Source organism: Mojavia sp. (assembly GCF_059505145.1).
In genome coordinates this window covers 22474-36500 of the sequence record NZ_JCACKA010000104.1, presented here as the reverse complement: position 1 = coordinate 36500, position 14027 = coordinate 22474, and the positions used below count along the sequence as shown (strand labels likewise).

Below are 14027 nucleotides of genomic sequence, written 5' to 3'. Positions count from 1 at the left end.
ATTTCCTTCTACATTTTCTCAGAAATGGTAAATCTTCCAAAACTGGATGCTCCCCCCACTTTTGCGTTCTTCTTTGCGTGAGAAAAAATTATTTATACAGCAAATCCACTATCTTAAAATAACTCTAACTGCGATCGCACTTAATAGTTTTGACACTTATAATAATAAAGTTTTATCCCGCATCCGAACAATAAACGGCGATCGCTGTTAATAATTACATCTGTCCTATGGTAGATATAATCACTTCAATTAATAACATTTCAATAGTCCTGTAAAATGCTCACTGGTAGCGGAAATAAAAAACTTCAACAGTCAAAAAATAAGCAAGAAATTGAGGCAGTTCTAAAATTTCTAACTATTAGTTGAAACAAGAGCATAGTGATTTCCGCCTTTAGTTATGTATAGCTTCTGAAGAGAATTGTTATATTAGTAACTAATAAAAAGGATTGATGATCCTTTAGTTTTGTTTACGGAGATAAATATCATGGTTGATAGTAGTCAGACATTTGATGATAAGCAAGACAAATCTATTACCCCTGTAGTTCAGGCTCAGTCTAGTGATCATGCAATCACGTCTGAGCAACATGATGAAAATACAGAGCAGCAATCTGGTGGACATCCCATTGGCACAGCGATTGGTGCTGCTGGGGGTGCAGTCACTGGTGCAGCTATTGGTCGATTAGTAGGTGGACGACTAGGTGCAGCACTAGGGGCTGTAGGCGGTGCAGTCGCTGGTGCCGCTGTTGGTCGAGATATAGCTGAGAATATTAATGAGACTGTAGAAGAGGTAGCACATAACGTTAAGGACGCAGCCGAAGGTGTTGCACATTCCCTCAAGGACGCTGTTGAAGATATCAAGCCTTCTGTCAAAGCTACCGTAGAGTCTGTGAAAGACAAAGTTGACGAAGCTAACATTCAAGGCATCTCTGAGTCTGTCAAGAGTAAAATTGACGAGGCCGATGTCAGTGGTCTGTCTCAATCCGTTCAGCATAAGATTGATGAAACTGACACCCAAGGCATCTCTCAGTCTATCCAACATAAGATTGATGAGGCTAATGTCAAAGGAATTTCTGAGTCTGTAAAGGGCAAAGTCGAGGAAGCTAATATCAGAGGAATCTCTGAGTCTGTAAAGGGTAAAGTCGAGGAAGCTAATGTCAGAGGAATTTCTGAGTCTGTAAAGGGCAAAGTCGAAGAGGCTAATGTCAGAGGAATTTCTGAGTCTGTAAAGGGCAAAGTCGAGGAAGCTAATGTCAGAGGAATTTCTGAGTCTGTAAAGGGCAAAGTCGAGGAAGCTAATATCAGAGGAATTTCTGAGTCTGTAAAGGGCAAAGTCGAAGAGGCTAATGTCAAAGGTGTCTCAGAATCCGCTCAACACAAGATTGACGAAACTGGCACTAGAGACGTATCTGACACAGCTAAGGTTGTAATTCAACATAGCAAATCAGACGAACTATCTACTCCACCCGAAGATGTGAAAGGCTCTATTTAGACTACTCTGTTGTCACTCCTTCCAACCAGGGTTGCAATTGCCATAACTAATTCCTCTGGTTCGATGGGTTTGGAAAGATGCTTTTGAAACCCTGATTCAAGGGCTTGCTGCTGGTTGCTTTCTCCTGCATAGGCAGTTAAGGCGATCGCCGGAATCTGTTTGTTTTGCATTTTAAGCAATGCTTTCACCTGTTGCATCAGCATATAGCCATCTGTCTGTGGCATCCCAATATCACTGAGTAAAACATCTGGTTTTGACTCTGCCAATACTTGCAATGCTTGCGTTGCTGATGCTACAGCAGTCACGCTTGCGCCAGCTTCCTCTAGGAGGAATGTGTGTAAGTCACGGGTATCTGCGTCATCGTCCACAACTAAAATTTGGATGCCTGTAAGGATTGAAGCCATAGGAGAAGTATTTACGGCAGTAATGTTTACCTGTTTTGTTGGCGTTAAGTCTTTCTTAATTAACGGTAGCCTGACTGTAAAAATAGCTCCTTGCCCTTCACCTAAACTTTCTGCCCCAGCCGTTCCGCCATGTAATTCTATGAGATGGCGGACAATTGCTAACCCTAACCCCAAGCCGCCAAACTTTCGAGTTGTTGTGCTATCAGCCTGACGAAAATATTCAAACACATAAGGAAGGAAGTCTGGGTTAATTCCCTTGCCTGTGTCGCTGACGGTAATCTGAGCTTGAGTGTCAATACGCTCCAGTTGAATTTCAATTTTTCCACCTTCAGGAGTGAATTTAACGGCATTCGATAATAAATTCCAGATTACTTGTTGTAAACGACCGGAATCACCCAAAACTCTGCCTAGAGAATTGTCCAGTATCGTTTGAATTTGAATATCTTTAGCTTCTGCTGCTAAACGCACTGTCTCCAATGCCGCCTCAATCACGGGTGCTAAGTTGACAGGAGCCATGTTGAGGTTGAGTTTGCCTTGTAAAATCCGAGAGACATCCAGCAAATCTTCAATGAGTTGAGCTTGTAATTTAGCATTACGCTCAATCGTAGTAATAGCTTTCTTAAGTCCGGCTGAGTCGAACTCACGGGTCTGCAAGAGTTTCGTCCAACCGATAATCGGATTGAGAGGCGATCGCAACTCATGGGACAGCACCGCCAAAAATTCGTCTTTGATGCGGTTGGCTGCCTCGGCTGCTTCCCGTGCAGCTTGTTCTCGTTTCAAAAGCTGTTCTCGCTCGGTTTCGGCTTGTTTGCGAGCAGTGATATTCAGCACAGTGCCAATAAAGCGAACTGCTGCTCCGGCGGCGTTGAAAAATGCTTTTCCTTGGGCAGCAATCCAGCGCTCAACTCCATCCGTGATTCCGACTGTGCGGTACTCAATGTTATACTCCCCACCACTAGCAGGATTGAGGGCAGATTGCACGACTTGATCGGTGCGATCGCGATCGTCTGGGTGCAAGCCAGCAAGAAAAATATCGTAAGTCACTACTGCATCGGTTGGTATACCGAACATCGCTTTACAGCATTCGTCCCATCTGAGTTCGCCAGTGATTGGGTTAAAATCCCACGTTCCTAGTTCTGCGGATTCTAGTGCTAATCGCAAGCGCTCCTCAGCTTCACGTAGGGCGGTCTGTGTCTGTTTATGTTCGGTGATGTCTGCAAGTGCTCCAGGAAAAGCAACAGGTTTGCCAGCGCTGTCATACTCAACAATACCCCGTGCGGCGACCCAGCGCTCCTCACCAGTGGCAGTATGAATACGGTACTCAGCAATATACTCTTCGCCTGTTTCGATCGCCCGGTTAATTGCTGCTAAAACTTGTGACTGGTCTTCTTTGTGGATGGCATTGACAAACATCTGGAGGGGCAATCCTTTTGCTGCATCCACTGGGTCAACTGCGAACAGGCGGGACAAGGCAGCATCTGTAATGAGGCAATCTTCAGAAATTTTCCACCTCCAAGTGTAAACTGCTCCAGCTGCTAAAGCTGACTTTAATTGCACATGGGCTTCTCGTAGAGCTTCTTCTGCTATTTTGCGATCGTTAATGTCTGTAACAAAAACACTTACACCTTCAGCAAAGGGATAGACACGATTTTCAAACCAGCGCTGCCAAGGGGGATAAAAGTATTCAAACCGAACGACGGTTTGTTGTGCCATCGCACGATGAACCTGTGTATAAAACTCGCTGCCGACCACATCTGGAAACATTTCCCAAATGTTTTTACCTAGTAACTCTTCTTTTGATTTGCCAACAACTTCTGCTACCCGGTCATTAACAAAGATGTAACTACACTCTTGATCCAACACAAAGAACTGGTCTTGAATACCAGCTAGGACTGTCTCTAGGTGTGCTTTTGCGACCTCAGCCTCAATCCGTAGCCCTTGCTCTCGTTGCATTGCCTCTTGGCGCAGACGAGCCATTTTTAAGGCTGCCTCTACCCGCGCCAACAATTCACGGGCAGAGAACGGTTTAATTAGGTAATCATCAGCGCCTGCTTCTAACGCTTCCACCCGTGCTTCTTCCCCGGCGCGTGCCGACAGCAGAATAATGGGAACTTTTCTCGTCTGCGGATCAGCCCGTAGTTCTTGCAGCAGTCCAAAGCCATCTAATCCAGGCATCATCACATCTGTCAGTACCAAATCTGGAATACGCCCACGTGCAGAAGACAAAGCAGCTAAACCGTCCGGTACTGCTTCCACCTCATACTGCTGACTTAACAACCGCTTGACATAATCGCGCATATCAGCATTGTCATCAGCCAAGAGGATATTGGGGATTGGGGATTGGGTATTGGGGATTGGGTATTGGAGATTAGGGAAGTTTTTCTCCCCTGCTTCCTGCTCCCTGCTCCCCTGCTTTTTCCCAGTCCCTTGTCCCCAGTCCCCAGTCCCTTCCTCCGGTAGCCAACGCAGAGCTTCTTCTAAATAGGGAGACGCGCCTAATGCGGTTGAAGCTAAAGTCCGACTAGCAGTGATCCGCTCTTGAGGCAAATGAGCAGATCCGGTCGGAATTGACACGGTAAAGCAACTACCCTCTCCTAAAACACTTGTCACTTCCACTGTTCCGCCATGCATTCGCACCAATTCTTGCACTAGTGACAAGCCAATTCCTGACCCTTCAAAACTGCGCCCTTGCGCTCCTTTGACGCGGTGGAATCGTTCAAACAGGTAGGGGATTTCTGTAGATGGGATACCGATTCCTGTATCTTCTACTGCGAACTCAACACGATCATTTGACCACTGCAAGCTGACGGCGATTTTTCCGGCAAATGTGAACTTGAATGCATTAGAAAGCAGATTCAGGACAATCTTTTCCCACATCTCCCGATCCACATACACTGGTGCTGGCAGGGGAGGACAATTGACTGATAACTGCATTCCTGCCTGCTCCACGGCTGAACGAAATACACTGGCTAGTTCGGCGGTAAAACTAGCAAGGTCAGTGGGTTCGTATGAGGCTTGAACCCTCCCGGCTTCTATACGCGAGAAATCTAGCAGGGTGTTGACTAATTTCAGCAGCCGCAGTCCGTTGCGTTGTACCATTTCTAACTGCTCTCGTTCGTTGGGTGGAAGCAGGATGGCACAATTGGTTAAGGTTTCCTCTAGAGGCCCCAACATCAGGGTGAGTGGGGTACGAAACTCGTGGCTGACGTTGCTGAAAAAAACAGTTTTAGCGCGATCAAGTTCTGCCAAAGCTTCGGCGCGTTTGCGTTCTTCTTCATAAGCCTGAGCATTGGCGATGCTGGCTGCGATTTGAGCCGCAACCAAATCGATGAATCCCTTATAATTATCGTCGAAGAGCCTAAACGGGTTTAAACCAGCAATTAGTATACCAGCTTTTCCTGTCTGCCCGGATGGTGCGATCGGCACAGCAACTGCTTGATGGGGCGATCGCTGCCAAGCACCCGTCGGCAGTCCGCTAAAGGACGTTTCCAAATCGGAAAACACGGTTACTTGATGCGTTTTGATGACTTCCGCAAAGGGCCAAATTGCATCAGAATCAAGAGCGACTGTTTCCGGGACTGCTACGTGGTTGCGATCGATACCGCATGTTCCTGCCAGAAAAACCTGCTGCTGATCTGGATCGACCAGATAAATCATCGCAAAGGGTAGGTCGTAAGGGTTGGTTTCCAAACAACGCACACTCAGCGTACAGGCTTCATTAAATGTGCGTGCGTCTGCCGTCCTGGCCGCCAGTTCCCGCAACAGTGCCAATTGGCGTTCGCCGATGATGCGCTGGGTGTCGTCTGTATTAGCACAGATGATGCCACCTGTATCACCCTGGTCATTAGGAACCGGGCTATAGGAAAATGTGTAATAGGTTTCCTCCGGATAGTCGTTGCGCTCCATGATCAGCAGCAGCGCTTCGTCGTAAGTGCCCTCATTCTTCAGCATCGCTGATTCTGCCCGCGGCCCAACCTGATCCCATATCTCCCGCCACACGTAGGAAGCTGGCTGCCCAAGTGCTTGTGGATGTTTGCCGCCAATAATTGCTTGATAAGCGTCATTGTAGAGGTTAATAAGTTCCTCACCCCACCAAACAAACATCGGTTGACGGGAGGTCAGCATAATCCGCACAGCAGTTTTCAAGCTCTGCGGCCACAGCTGTGTTGGGCCAAGCGACGTTGTTGACCAATCCAGCTCGTGCATCCGCGCACCCATTTCGCCCCCACCCAGAAGAAAGCTTACGTCGGCGTTGCTTACTGACGTTGACTCGTTCTTCATTGGTTCCTCTCGATTGGTCATGGGCCTGTTACAAAGCTGAAACTATGGAGATCTGCTGATTGGAATCCTTTCCAGATTGTGTCACTTCCGCTTTTAAGGAGTTTTTTGGCAATTTTCGCGGGCAGATTGCAACCATCTTTATCTTGGCAAATTACTGTTTTAGTGATTTTTTTGTCTCAGCGAAGTATATCTCATTTTCTCAATTAACCAATGGCAGGCAAGGTTTTTAGGTAGCATTGGCTTAATCTCTCGCAACTAGCTTTGCTAGATGGAACTACGCGATTGCGCGAAGCGCAGCGCCAGAGGCGATCGCAAGGTAAGCCAGGTAAAATTTTAACCATAACTAACTTCTACTTTCCTTTGTCCCACGACTTCTGGCGCACCAATTTCTACACTCATCTGCTCATAGCGCGCAGTTAAAAATGGCTGACCTAAACCCATCCCAAAAAACGGACTTTCGGCGGGGACTTCTAACTGTGAACCAATTAAACCTAAGCGAGATTCAAATTGTGCCGGAAATATCAGTAAATCAGCACCCATTGCACTGAAACTAGATGCGCCTAACCATTGTCGCCACGCTAAAGTTTGTTGGTTGTAATTGAGAGTACACAACTTCCGGTTTCCCTGGCTAACAGTAACACGCTCTCCCTTTTCCCAGTTAAAATCAGCTAGTTCTTTTGGTAGTCCCCAAATTTCTCGACCACCAGCCACCGAATTAACATCATCTACGTAAATATGGGAAACCCAACCACCGATTTTTCCTCGATAGCCCACGATGGCAGGGGCAACAATTAACTCGCTGTACTCCAGCATTGAGCCTGAGCCGTAATAGGATAAGTACACACTAGCTACAGTTTTACCAGGCCATACAGAGATAATGTCTAACTCTGAAGGAACCAAGGAACGCACTTGGTCAATATTTACCAAATGGAGAGTTTGGATAGCGTAGCCTTGCAGTGTCCAAGGTGCTTGTGGATATGGCATATATACAATTCAAAATTCAAACTTTAATATTTATTACTACTTAACAAATTAGTAGATAAAAAAAATCCCCACCCAGGCTAATGCTTGGATGGGTAATTAGGAGCTAAGGATGCGCTAGCATCCTACACCCCAAACCACCATGAGAATTATTTGCTTTCAGTAAAATCAGCGTCAATTACATCGTCACCGCTGCTGCTAGAAGAGGAAGCCGAACTACCATCCTGAGGGCCAGGGCCGCCAGCGCCAGGAGCAGCACCGCCAGCTTGTTGATAGATGTTGCTACCAACAGCGAATAGAGCTTGTTGCAATTCTGGTGTGAGCTTCTTGATTTGCTCATCATCTTCTTTAGCAACTGCTTCGCGCAGTTCTTTTACCAAACCTTCAACTTTGGTTTTGTCAGCTTCGGGAACTTTGTCGCCTAATTCTTGCAGCTGCTTCTCGGCTTGGTATGCCAAGGAGTCGGCTTGGTTTTTGCGTTCAATTTTTTCACGACGTTCTTTGTCTGTGTTGGCATTTTGTTCAGCTTCTCTGACCATGCGCTCAACATCAGATTTATCCAAGGTGGAAGCGCCAGTAATGCTGATGGACTGTTCTTTACCAGTGCCTTTGTCCTTGGCGGTGACATTGAGGATACCGTTGGCGTCGATGTCAAAGGTAACTTCAATTTGGGGAACGCCACGTGGTGCTGGAGGAATACCATCGAGGCGGAAGGTTCCCAAGCTCTTGTTATCGTTGGCAAATTCCCGCTCACCTTGGAGGACGTGGATTTCTACGTTGGTTTGACCATCCACAGCGGTGGAGAACACTTCTGATTTCTTGGTAGGAATTGTAGTGTTGCGGGGGATAATTTTGGTCATCACACCGCCTAAAGTTTCTACACCCAAGGACAATGGTGATACGTCTAACAGCAAGATACCAGTAACATCACCAGCAAGTACACCTGCTTGAATAGCTGCACCAACCGCTACTACTTCATCAGGGTTAACAGTTTGGTTAGGTTCTTTACCTAAGGCATTCTTCACCAGTTGTTGTACAGCGGGAATCCGGGTAGAACCACCAACTAGTACAACTTCATCAATATCGCCTTTGCTTAACTTGGCATCTCGCAGTGCTGTCTCAACTGGGATGCGGCAACGGTCGATTAAATCAGAGCAGAGTTCTTCAAACTTAGCGCGAGTTAAGGTCATATCCAGGTGCTTGGGGCCATCCTGGGTAGCGGTAATAAATGGTAAGTTAATTTCCGCTTGGGTAACGCTAGAAAGCTCAATTTTGGCTTTTTCTGCGGCTTCAGTCAAACGCTGTAAGGCTTGTCTGTCTTTTCTGAGATCAATACCTTCATCTTTTCTGAACTGTTCAGCTAAGAAATCAACTATTTTCTTATCGAAGTCATCACCACCAAGGTGGGTATCACCAGATGTGGCTAGTACTTCAAACACGCCATCGCCTACTTCCAGTACGGATACGTCGAATGTACCACCACCAAGGTCAAATACAAGGATGGTTTCGTTGCTCTTCTTGTCAAATCCGTAGGCCAGAGAAGCGGCAGTAGGTTCGTTGATAATCCGTAGAACTTCGATACCAGCGATTTTACCAGCGTCTTTTGTTGCTTGCCGTTGGGAGTCGTTAAAGTACGCTGGAACGGTGATTACAGCTTGGGTTACGGTTTCACCAAGGTATTTGCTGGCGTCTTCAACTAATTTGCGGAGAACTTGAGCAGAAATTTCTTCAGGCGCAAATGCCTTATTCAGACCTGGGCATTCTAGCTTAACGTTGCCATTGCTGCTGAGGACTTTGTAAGAAACTTCTGTAGCTTCGTTACCAACTTCGTCGTAGCGCCGTCCGATGAAGCGTTTCACCGAGTAAAAGGTATTTTCGGGGTTCATCACCGCTTGGCGCTTGGCAATTTGACCAACTAAGCGATCGCCATTTTTAGCGAATGCAACCACCGATGGCGTTGTCCGAAATCCTTCCGCATTAGCAATAACTGTAGGTTTACCACCTTCCATAACTGCTACGCAAGAGTTCGTTGTGCCTAAGTCAATTCCAACTACTTTTGCCATTTTAAGTGCTGGCTCCGTATAACTACAAATGAATGAATGTGAGTATTTAAGGGCTAAATTTTGAACCAACTGGTTGAAAAAGCAGCGAGTTCAGCATCAATACCTTTGGTTTGGTTTTTCTGGGGTTAAAACTCCAGAATATGCTGATATATATACTGAGCTTGTGTAGCCCGTCCATGAAGGAGGGTTTCCCGTACCTTGTTTGGGACGGTTAAATTTGAATAAGTTTTTAGCTGGCTCATGGATGAATTTGCTTTCACTCTGTCTAATGTATGAGAATTAATACTTTCAGCGATTAGGGTGAACCGTAACGTCAAAGTGGTGTTTGCCGTCTTTAGGCAGCCTAAACTGTAGAACTACTGAGGAAAAATCCGCAATTAAAAGAGCGATCGCAAAGTTTGCTTGATTAATTGAGTTAACTTGCGAATATTACTATTAATGTGGTTGGCAAATCCCAACCTTGAGGAAAAAATTGTTTATGCGTCGTGCTTCTGGATGTTTATTTGGGCTGGCCTTTGGCGATGCCTTGGGTGCTGTAACCGAATTTTTGACTGTTGAGGAAATTTGCCGTCGCTTTCCCCCAAACGGCCCACAAGCACCAGCAGGCAATCCAGCATTGGTAACTGATGACACGCAAATGACGTTAGCAGTAGGGCAGGCAATTGTTGAAGTTTCAGCGTCAAACTTGACTGTAACTAGTTTAGAACCTGCGCTCAGACGTGCTTTTATCGAGTGGTTGAACAGTCCAGATAATAACCGTGCCCCTGGTCTGACTTGCTTGCGCTCTTGTGAAAATTTGCAGGCTGGGATACCTTGGCAGCAAGCAACTAGGGCAAACTCCAAGGGTTGTGGTGCAAATATGCGTGTCGCACCTGTAGGATTATTGCCATTAGATGAAACAAACCGTGCAGCGATCGCTCAATTTCAAGCAGCAGTTACTCACGGTCATCCTACAGCCCTTGCGGCCTCAGATTTAACCGCAGCTGCGATCGCTGACCTTGCTAGGGGAGGCGATCCGCAAGGTTTGCCTAATCGACTGCGTAACTATGCTCTAAGTCAACGCTTAGTCTACCACTCGAATTGGTTAGGTTCCCTCTGGCAAAGCCCCCACATTAATACACCAGAGGAATTCATTAGCCGTGGGTGGGATGAATGCCTAGCCGTGCTTGACCGTCTTGATGCTGCATTAAAAAACCCAAACCGAGACACTGACCCTTGCTTGGCAACAGGTGAAGGTTGGGTAGCAGAAGAAGCCTTAGCAACAGGTTTATTATGCTTTTTGCTCTTTCCAGAAGAACCTTTAGCAGCACTGCGTCGCGCTGCACTCACAGCAGGTGATTCTGACTCAATTGCTTGTTTAACTGGTGCTTTCGCTGGGGCATACTTGGGAATGGCTGCATGGCCTGAAGATTGGGTAATTCGCATTGAATACCGCGACCAACTAGCAGCATTGGGTAAACTTTGGGATTGAGTATTCATGTTGGGTTTTTCTGTTGGTAAAATCACAAAAGCGCCAATCTCAACAATTCCGCTAGCGTGAAAACCGACAGCATTTTTTATCGTCTTTTTCAAGAACTTCCCAGTATCTTTTTTGAATTAATCGGCAATCCTCCCGAAAGTGCAGAGGCTTACCAATTCTCATCAATTGAAATTAAGCAAACTGCATTCCGCATAGATGGCGTTTTTCTACCTACTCAAGGAGAGCAAAACCCAATTTACTTTGTCGAAGTTCAGTTTCAAACCGATGCAGAAATTTATTCACGTCTGTTTTCCGAAATCTTTTTATACCTGCGTCAAAATCAACCTCAAAATTCATGGCGGGCAGTAGTTATCTATCCAAATCGCAGCCTTGATACCTCAGATATCAATAATTACAGCGAATTACTCAATAGCCAGCGTGTAATTCGCATTTATCTTGATGAATTAGGTGAAACAGTATCTCTGCCAGTTGGTATTGCTACTATTAAATTAATAGTAGAAAGTGAGGAAACAGCAATCTCGACTGCCAGAGAGTTAATAAACAGAACACAACAAGCAATCAACACAGAATCAGACAGAAGACAGTTATTAGAATTAATAGAGACAATCTTAATTTACAAATTTCCGAGGATGAATCGAGAGGAGATTGAGAATATGTTTGGTTTAAGTGAGTTGAAGCAGACGAGAGTTTACCAAGAAGCCAAACAAGAAGGCATAGAAGAAGGTATACAAGAAGGTAAGCAAGAAGGTATACAAGAAGGACGCTTGGAAGCAAAATTAGAATCTGTAACTCGATTATTGACTTTAGGTTTAACGATTGAACAAATTTCACAAGCTTTGGATTTGGAAATTGAACAAGTTCAGCAAGCCGCCCAAAAGTCAAATAATCAAGAGGATAAATCGAAAGGAGATTGAGAATATGTTTCGTATAAGTAATTTTGAATTAGCATTCTATCCCTATGTCAGCCGAACAAAACAAGTCTATTGTGCTGCAAATGTACCAGTCCTTCGACCAAGGCAATTTAGAGCAAGTACAAGAGTATCTTGCCCCAAATTTTGTTGCTCACATCCCTGGTGCTAGCAAAGCGCTAAATCGGGAAGCATTCATGCAGTCTGTACTGATGATTTTTCGTTCTGCTTTCCCTGATGGAATGCACAAGTTTGAAGATGTAATTGTCGAAGGCGATAAAGTTGTAACACGTGGGACTTTTAGTGGTAATCATCGTGGAGAATTACAAGGCATTCCTCCCACAGGTAAGCTAATTACTATTCCTTTCTTTCACATAGATCGCATTGAAAATGATAAACTCGTAGAACACTGGGGATATAGTGACTTACTAAGCTTGATGCAGCAATTAGGAATAGTTTCGCTACCAGGGCCTGGTTTGATTGCACGGAAATTATATTTGGCGATCGCTTCACTTACTAAATTCAACAAAGAAGCGTCTTGATTAAATAGATATCATTAATTTTTTATTTTGAATTGTTCGTATGGTTACTCTGTCTGCCAGTTTGCAAGCTAGACTTTCTCAACCCCTGAAAATCGGCTCTTTTGAGGTAAAAAGCCGGGTTCTTCAATCGCCTTTATCTGGGGTGACAGATTTGGTGTTTCGCCGTCTGGTGCGTCGCTATGCGCCAGATTCGATGATGTACACGGAAATGGTGAATGCAACGGGGTTGCACTATGTCAAAGAGTTGCCCAAAATCATGGAGGTAGACCCCAATGAACGACCAATTAGCATCCAGTTATTTGACTGTCGCCCAGATTTTTTGGCAGAAGCAGCAGTAAAAGCAGTTGCAGAAGGCGCTGATACTGTTGATATTAATATGGGCTGTCCAGTAAATAAAATTACTAAAAATGGTGGCGGTTCTTCACTTTTACGCCAACCAGAAGTAGCTGAGGCAATTGTGCGGGAGGTGGTAAAAGCTGTTGATGTACCAGTAACAGTTAAAACCCGTATCGGTTGGAATGACAAGGAAATTACCATTCTCGATTTTGCCAAGCGGATGGAAGATGCTGGGGCAAAAATGATTACCGTGCATGGACGCACCCGCGCCCAAGGGTACAATGGCAATGCACGCTGGGAATGGATTGCTCGTGTAAAGGAAATTCTTTCTATCCCGGTGATTGGGAATGGAGATATTTTCTCAGTTGAAGCGGCGGTGAAATGCTTAGAGCAAACTGGTGCTGATGGGGTAATGTGTTCTCGCGGAACTTTGGGTTATCCGTTTTTGGTGGGAGAAATTGATTATTTCCTCAAAACCGGGGAAATGTTACCGCCACCAACTCCAATTCAACGGTTGGAATGTGCCAGAGAACATTTACAAGCTTTATGGGAATATAAAGGCGATCGCGGTGTTCGTCAATCGCGTAAGCACATGACTTGGTATGCTAAAGGCTTTGTTGGTGCAGCCGATTTGCGCGGACAGCTAAGTGTTGTTGAAACAGTACAGCAAGGCGTGGATTTGCTTAATCGAGCAATTGAGCAATTAGCTAATGGTTACGAACCGGAAGTAGAAACAGAATCTAGCTTTGCTTTGGTGTAAGAGTCATCTTTTAATAATTGGTAATGATTAATTAAATAAAATCTATATCTAGTTAACCATTACCAACCTCTAGCTTAAAAGAGTGCTGAGTTCTGAGTTCTGAGTGGAAGAGTTCGGAGTTATCCCCTTGTCCCCTTGTTCCTCTGTCCCCCAGTCCCTGCTTCCTTTTTTATCGGAACTGCTTCTGCCAACTCTTATTGCCGACGGCGAATATATCCTTCCGCTTCTAATTTTTTGATAGCTCTGGCGGCAGCATCTTTTCCATATCTTAGTCCAATTGTTGCCGATTCTCTGGAAAGTTGGGGAAGAACCGTAAGCGTTTTTTGCCCTAATGGTGTTTGATAAAATGCAATAATTTGTTTTATCTCATCATGAGTGAAATATTTATTATAAAGAGGCACAAACTCATTAACCATTTCTTCTGGTTTTAACTCTGCTTGAAAAGTATCCCAAAATTTCGCTGGAACTTGAGGATATTCAGTTTTCATTGCACTTACCATTTGACTAATGATTTGTCGGGAAAGATTGCTTGCACCTGTTATATCTAACAACTTTCTAATGTTATTGATTTTTTCTTGGTCTTGAGTATTAGTTGTTGGCGCAGTTCTGTTATTATTCGTAGCCTGAGCAAAAGCTACTCCCTGAAAAGTAGTTATTGCTGATATCACAACTGCTGAAATCAAAAGTTTGGTCTTCATAATATTTATGAAAAATTATTAATTCAAAATCCTTAGAATACTTGAAAAATCAAGCAGTATTTATATGATCTACTTAAATATTTTT

At 44.8% G+C, this 14027-nt stretch carries 10 protein-coding genes; 5 read left to right on the top strand and 5 right to left on the bottom strand.

Annotation, left to right across the window (positions count from 1 at the left end; translation table 11 throughout):
* The first annotated feature begins 484 nt into the window (after positions 1–484).
* Positions 485–1489: a glycine zipper domain-containing protein gene (locus AC5JL8_RS28955; protein ID WP_495883134.1), complete on the top strand. Its 1005-nt coding sequence runs from the start codon at positions 485–487 to the stop codon at positions 1487–1489.
* Here the strand turns inward: AC5JL8_RS28955 and AC5JL8_RS28950 are convergent.
* From AC5JL8_RS28950 to dnaK, 4 genes are all read right to left on the bottom strand, one after another.
* Positions 1486–6174 (bottom strand): ATP-binding protein, encoded by a 4689-nt coding sequence (locus AC5JL8_RS28950; RefSeq protein WP_495883133.1) that lies wholly within the window; start codon positions 6172–6174, stop codon positions 1486–1488. The genes AC5JL8_RS28955 and AC5JL8_RS28950 overlap by 4 nt on opposite strands.
* A gap of 203 nt (positions 6175–6377) precedes the next feature.
* On the bottom strand, positions 6378–6515 hold the full coding sequence (locus AC5JL8_RS28945) for a hypothetical protein (protein ID WP_495883132.1): 138 nt from the start codon (positions 6513–6515) through the stop codon (positions 6378–6380).
* Complete coding sequence (locus AC5JL8_RS28940; protein WP_495883131.1) at positions 6508–7158, bottom strand: acetoacetate decarboxylase family protein; 651 nt, start codon at positions 7156–7158, stop codon at positions 6508–6510. The genes AC5JL8_RS28945 and AC5JL8_RS28940 overlap by 8 nt, the downstream gene beginning before the upstream one ends.
* 146 nt (positions 7159–7304) lie before the next feature.
* Positions 7305–9218 carry a molecular chaperone DnaK gene (gene dnaK, locus AC5JL8_RS28935; protein WP_495883130.1) on the bottom strand — a complete coding sequence of 638 codons (1914 nt, stop codon included), beginning with the start codon at positions 9216–9218 and terminating at the stop codon, positions 7305–7307.
* A 478-nt stretch (positions 9219–9696) separates the two neighbouring features.
* Here dnaK and AC5JL8_RS28930 point away from each other — a divergent pair, with 478 nt between their 5' ends.
* The 4 genes from AC5JL8_RS28930 (at position 9697) to dusB (ending at position 13244) form a co-directional block, all read left to right on the top strand.
* Positions 9697–10689, top strand: a complete 993-nt coding sequence (locus tag AC5JL8_RS28930) for an ADP-ribosylglycohydrolase family protein (RefSeq protein ID WP_495883129.1) — start codon at positions 9697–9699, stop codon at positions 10687–10689.
* 65 nt (positions 10690–10754) lie between these two features.
* Positions 10755–11612, top strand: coding sequence for an Rpn family recombination-promoting nuclease/putative transposase (locus tag AC5JL8_RS28925; protein WP_495883128.1), 858 nt, complete (start codon positions 10755–10757; stop codon positions 11610–11612).
* Between the two features lie 44 nt (positions 11613–11656).
* On the top strand, positions 11657–12148 hold the full coding sequence (locus AC5JL8_RS28920) for an ester cyclase (protein ID WP_495883127.1): 492 nt from the start codon (positions 11657–11659) through the stop codon (positions 12146–12148).
* Between the two features lie 40 nt (positions 12149–12188).
* Positions 12189–13244, top strand: coding sequence for a tRNA dihydrouridine synthase DusB (gene dusB, locus AC5JL8_RS28915; RefSeq protein ID WP_495883126.1), 1056 nt, complete (start codon positions 12189–12191; stop codon positions 13242–13244).
* Positions 13245–13438: 194 nt separating this feature from the next.
* On the opposite strand, the gene AC5JL8_RS28910 is transcribed toward dusB, so the two are convergent.
* Positions 13439–13942 carry a DUF2059 domain-containing protein gene (locus tag AC5JL8_RS28910; protein WP_495883125.1) on the bottom strand — a complete coding sequence of 168 codons (504 nt, stop codon included), beginning with the start codon at positions 13940–13942 and terminating at the stop codon, positions 13439–13441.
* Positions 13943–14027 lie beyond the last annotated feature (85 nt).